Raw genomic sequence first — 3,611 nt, 5'->3', positions numbered from 1 at the left:
GGGGTGCCGGGGCGGTGCAACAGCCCGTCCCGGCACCCCTTCGCGATGGATCGCCGCGTGCTGTCAGGATCCGCCCGTGCGGCGGCTTCCGCCACTCGGGGCGGGGTCCGGGTCGGCGCGGGGGTGGCGGAGGTGGGCGGCCAGGGCCCTGCCGGGGGCATGAATTCGCCGGCCCGGGCTACTCGGCCGACAGATGCGACACGACCAGGGCTATCGCCGCCCGGGCCGTGTCCGCTTCGCCCAGGACGGTGGTCTGGCGGGGGCCGCGGACGCGGAAGCGGCCGTCGGGGAGGGGTTCCACGGCCGGCGCGGTCACGGCGAAGGGGTGCCCGTCGGAGGCGCTGAACCACAGGGTGAAGTGGCTGGTGTACGGGTACAGCCGACGCAGTTCCGGCTCCTCGCGGGCGGCCTCGATGAGGGCCAGGACCCCCTGGCTCATGGACTCGGAACCGCCGCCGAGATCGACCATCCGCTGCCACGTCGTGGGCAGGCGCTGCCACCGTCTCGCGCTGGGGTCCTCAAGGTTCATCCGGGCAGTCTGGGGTCCGGTCCGCCGCGAAGGCAATGATCTCGAAGGCGGCGAGAAGGTAACGACCCGCGGGTAACAACCGAGGGACGGCAGGGGCCGGGCGTGGGAGGTGGGGCCCCTGCCGTCCTTGGATCACGGGTCAGGCGCGGCTGTCGGCGGTGGCCGTCAGCCGTGGCTCACCCGCAGTTCCTTGATGCCGTTCAGCCAGGCCGCGCGCAGCCGGCGCGGGCCGTCCCCGACGAGGCGCAGGTCGGGCAGGGCATCGGCCAGGGCGTTGAACATCAGGTCGATCTCCATGATGGCCAGCGACTTGCCGAGGCAGAAGTGCGGGCCGCCACCGCCGAAGCCCAGGTGCGGGTTCGGGTCGCGGGTGATGTCGAAGGCGTCGGGGTTCTCGAACACCTCGGGGTCGTGGTTCGCGGAGGAGTAGAACATCCCCACCCGGTCGCCCGCCTTGATCTTCTGCCCGCCCAGTTCGGTGTCCTGGGTGGCGGTGCGCTGGAAGGACACCACGGGGGTGGCCCAGCGAACGATCTCCTCGGCGGCGGTGGAGGGCCGGGTGCGCTTGTAGAGCTCCCACTGGTCGGGGTGGGTCAGGAAGGCGTGCATGCCGTGGCTGATGGCGTTGCGGGTGGTCTCGTTGCCCGCCACCGCCAGGAGGAGGACGAAGAAGCCGAACTCGTCGGAGCCCAGGTTGCCCTGGCCTTCGGCCGCCACCAGCTGCGTGACGATGTCCTTGGCCGGGCACTCCTTGCGCTCGGCGGCCAGGTTCATCGAGTAGCCGATGATCTCCGCCGCGGCGTTGCCGCCGACCTCGGCGGTGATCGCGTACTCCGGGTCGTCGTAGGCGATCATCTTGTTCGACCAGTCGAAGATCCGGGACCGGTCCTCCTGCGGTACGCCGATCAGCTCGGCGATGGCCTGCAGCGGGAGCTCGCACGCCACCTGGGTGACGAAGTCGAAGCTGCCGTCGGCCGAGGTTTCCAGGGCCTCCGCGACGATCTTGTGGGCCCGGTCGCGCAGGGCGTCCTCCAGCCCGCGGATGGCCCGCGGGGTGAAGCCGCGCTGCACGATCTGGCGTACGCGGGTGTGTTCCGGCGGATCCATGTTCAGCATGATCAATCGCTGGGCATCTATCGCATCGCGCTGGATGTGTTCGTTGAAGCGGATGATCGCCGTGTTCGTCGTGGAGGAGAACAACTCCGGGTGCGTGGAGATGTACTTGACGTCCGCGTGCCGGGTGACGGCCCAGTACCCCTCGTCGTCGAAGCCGGTGATGCCCCGCGGCTGCGGGCACCACCACACCGGTGCGGTCTGCCGCAACTGCGCGAACTCGGGGTAGGGGACCCGGGCCTGGAGTACGTCCGGGTCGGTGGCGTCGAAGCCTTCGGGCAGTGCGGGGCAGGTCATCGGGCGGCTCCAAAGTCTGACGGCCCATCAGAAGTTGGCTTGAAGGTAGTAACGAGTTCTAGAAGTGACAAGGGGCCCCGCGCCAACTGTTGCGTGTGGAATCCGTGTAAGCCGCGTGCAAGACCCTTGCGTACCGGGTGTTCTGGTCATAAGACTGCGGGGAGAACTAGAACGCGTACTAGTTCGGGTGGGGCGCCGGGACGGCCCGCCCGTCAGCTGAGGCGCGCTAGCCGATGCGCGCTGTGCGCTACGCAGGAGCAGGAGAGGACGAGCTCATGGCCGCGGAACCCGTCATCGTCGAAGCCGTACGCACACCCATCGGCAAGCGCGGGGGCGCGCTCGCCAATCTTCACCCCGCCTACCTTCTCGGCGAGACCTACCGCGAGCTCCTCGCCCGCACCGGTATCCAGCCCGACTGCGTGGAGCAGATCGTCGGCGGCACCGTCACCCACGCCGGCGAGCAGTCGATGAACCCGGCCCGCAACGCCTGGCTGGCCATGGGCCTCCCGTACGAGACCGCCGCGACCACCGTGGACTGTCAGTGCGGCAGCTCCCAGCAGGCCAACCACATGGTCGCCAACATGATCTCCGGCGGCGTCATGGACATCGGCATCGCCTGCGGGGTCGAGGCCATGAGCCGCGTGCCGCTGGGATCGGGGTCGAAGCACGGACCCGGCAAGCCCTTCCCGGACGAGTGGAACGTCGACCTCCCCAACCAGTTCGAGGCCGCCGAGCGCATCGCCCGCCACCGGGGCCTGACCCGCGAGGACGTGGACAAGCTGGGCGTCCTGTCCCAGGAGCGGGCCGCCGCCGCGTGGGCCGAGGAGCGCTTCAAGCGCGAGACCTTCGCCGTGCAGGTGCCCACCACCGAAGCGGAGCAGGCCGCCGGCCAGGGCATGTGGCGGCTGGTCGACCGGGACGAGGGCCTGCGCGACACCTCCATGGAGGGCCTCGCCCGGCTCAAGCCGGTCATGCCGACCGCCGTGCACACCGCCGGGAACTCCTCGCAGATATCCGACGGCGCCGCCGCCGTGATGTGGGCCTCGCGCAAGATGGCGCGCGCGCTCAAGCTGCGGCCGCGCGCCCGGATCGTCGCCCAGACGCTGGTCGGCTCCGACCCGCACTTCCACCTGGACGGGCCGATCGACGCGACGCGGGCGGTGCTGGGCAAGGCCGGCATGTCCCTCAAGGACATCGACCTCGTCGAGATCAACGAGGCCTTCGCCTCCGTCGTCCTCAGCTGGGCCCAGGTCTTCGACCAGGACCTGGAGAAGGTCAACGTCAACGGCGGCGGCATCGCGCTCGGCCACCCCGTCGGCGCGACCGGGGCCCGTCTGATCACCACCGCGCTCCACGAGCTGGAGCGCCGGGACAAGGAGTTCGCGCTGATCACCATGTGCGCGGGTGGCGCGCTGGCGACGGGCACCATCATCCAGCGGCTGTAGCCGCTCACCGACCCTGTGGGATGGGATCGCGAAGGCCCCGGTGGCCGGACCTGGGGAGGTCGGCCGCCGGGGCCTTCGCATGCGCTGGTGCAGCGCTGTTTCAGCTGCGTCAGCTACTTCGGAACTGCTTCGTCCGCTGTCCGCTGGTGGCTCAGTACCAGTGGTGGTTCTGCCAGAAGGTCCAGGCGCCCTCGGGGCTGCCGTAGCGGTCGTTCATGTAGTCCAGG

Annotated in this window: 3 protein-coding genes; 1 reads left to right on the top strand and 2 read right to left on the bottom strand. The window is 70.1% G+C overall.

Features of this window, described 5'->3' with window-relative positions; genetic code table 11:
* Nucleotides 1-178: 178 nt before the first annotated feature.
* Both ABZY57_RS32350 and ABZY57_RS32345 read right to left on the bottom strand, forming a co-directional pair.
* Nucleotides 179-529 carry a DUF6193 family natural product biosynthesis protein gene (locus ABZY57_RS32350; RefSeq protein WP_356518057.1) on the bottom strand — a complete coding sequence of 117 codons (351 nt, stop codon included), beginning with the start codon at nt 527-529 and terminating at the stop codon, nt 179-181.
* 165 nt (nt 530-694) lie between these two features.
* Complete coding sequence (locus ABZY57_RS32345) at nt 695-1,939, bottom strand: cytochrome P450 (RefSeq protein WP_356518055.1); 1,245 nt, start codon at nt 1,937-1,939, stop codon at nt 695-697.
* A 275-nt stretch (nt 1,940-2,214) separates the two neighbouring features.
* Between ABZY57_RS32345 and ABZY57_RS32340 the strand changes: the two genes are divergently transcribed.
* Entirely contained in the window at nt 2,215-3,384 is a 1,170-nt protein-coding gene (locus ABZY57_RS32340; protein WP_356518053.1) for a steroid 3-ketoacyl-CoA thiolase, read from the top strand.
* The last annotated feature ends 227 nt before the right edge of the window (nt 3,385-3,611 follow it).

The sequence above is a fragment of the Streptomyces sp. NPDC006450 genome (assembly GCF_040612195.1).
Lineage (GTDB): Bacteria > Actinomycetota > Actinomycetes > Streptomycetales > Streptomycetaceae > Streptomyces.
The sequence above is the reverse complement of the archived record's forward strand: the minus strand, read 5'-3'. Positions and strand labels throughout refer to the sequence as shown.

What these genes read in the sequence shown, in the direction of transcription:
- ABZY57_RS32340 (WP_356518053.1), top strand. Translation starts at nt 2,215, where the DNA reads ATGGCCGCGGAACCCGTCATCGTCGAAGCCGTACGCACACCCATCGGC.
- ABZY57_RS32350 (WP_356518057.1), bottom strand. Translation starts at nt 529, where the DNA reads ATGAACCTTGAGGACCCCAGCGCGAGACGGTGGCAGCGCCTGCCCACG.
- ABZY57_RS32345 (WP_356518055.1), bottom strand. Translation starts at nt 1,939, where the DNA reads ATGACCTGCCCCGCACTGCCCGAAGGCTTCGACGCCACCGACCCGGAC.